This is a genomic window from Azotobacter beijerinckii, from assembly GCF_900110885.1.
In the GTDB taxonomy this organism is placed as follows: domain Bacteria; phylum Pseudomonadota; class Gammaproteobacteria; order Pseudomonadales; family Pseudomonadaceae; genus Azotobacter; species Azotobacter beijerinckii.
Window position 1 is genome coordinate 1 of record NZ_FOFJ01000170.1, and the last position, 1,261, is coordinate 1,261.

The 1,261-nt window shown below is 65.5% G+C and carries 1 protein-coding gene and 1 pseudogene; both read right to left on the minus strand.

The genetic code is table 11. The features are described 5' to 3' along the window. Positions 1–185 precede the first annotated feature (185 nt). Positions 186–677: pseudogene (locus BMY22_RS23440) on the minus strand (transposase family protein); the annotation flags it as partial. 50 nt (positions 678–727) lie between these two features. After that, positions 728–1,261, minus strand: a 534-nt coding sequence (locus tag BMY22_RS23445; RefSeq protein WP_167363803.1) for a sulfatase-like hydrolase/transferase, incomplete at its 5' end; no start/stop codon positions are given.

Here is a 1,261-nt window from a genome sequence, read left to right on the forward strand (position 1 = left end):
ACGAGGCGCTGCTGCCGTGGAACTGCACTCCGACGGCGCCACTGTAAAAGACCGGCTCGGCCGTTAACAGACGGGGTTCATGGATCACTTACCTTGCACCAATGCGCAGTACCGAACCCAACTGCTGTTTGGCCCGGATGCCTCATAGCGCGATTGCCCTGGCCCACCGAGAGGGCGCGGGTTCACTCGGCATCCATGATCACCGTTGCGTAGCGATGGCCCTTGTGCAGGGCGAACTCGTCCATCACCCGGCGACGCACGTCGCCGGGATCGGAGGCGCCGACCGAGACTTGCAGGCGGCGCTTGTCCAGCGCCTTGAGGGTGTGCCAGTGCAGCCCGGTGAGCCGGCTGACGTGGCTGATCGGCAGCAGTTACAGCAGGCCCTCGATCCAGGCGCTCAGGCGTGGGGCCGGGGCCAGCCAGGGAATGTGCTCGGTGACGCGGCCGCAGGTGAGGCAATCGACACGGCGAACGGGCAAGCGGAGCTGCACGCGCCGACCAAGCAGGTCCCGGTCACGGATGAGACGGATACGCCGGTCATGCAGCAGCGGGCTGGGCTGGCGGCAACGGCCACAGCACGGCGGCTCGGAGACCTTGGGCTCGAGGGTGAGCGTGAGGGTGTTCTCCGCGGAATGGCTGCCGGCCACGACGTCGTAGCCGGGCCAGAAAGCGGCAATGAACCACCCCCCCTCCGGCAGGAATCGGTCGGAGCAGACGAGGGAAGAGCTTACATCGTCCGGTCCTTGGCCTCCCGCTCCTGCTGGACGAGATCGGCGTCCTGATCTACGGGCTTCTTCGGCTTGATCAGGCTGAAATCGATCAGGCTCTTCGGCTGCAGGGGATTGCCGATCAGCAGCGGACGTTCCCGGAATTCGGTACTCACCAGGCTTTTGCTCGGGTCGAACTCGTCGAAGCGCAGGCCAGCCAGGTCCGCCCAGGTGTGGATGAAGTGCGAGCTGCTGTAGGGCCGGTGCAGGCTGGCGGTGAAGTCCCTCGCCTGCTGTTGCGCCTGCCACTTCGGCGAACTCCAGAGGATGAAGGGCACGGTGTACATCGGACTGGTCGGTGCGCCCTCGTTGCGGCCGAGCACCTTGGGATCGGGTGCGTCGAACACCGCCTCGCCATGGTCGGCCAGGTAGAGCAGGAAGCCGCTGGGATCGGTGGCACGGAAGCGCTCGATCAGCGAGGACACCACGTAGTCGTTGTACAGCACGGCATTGTCGTAGCTGTTGTAGGTCGGCAACTGGTCGTCGGTGACGCT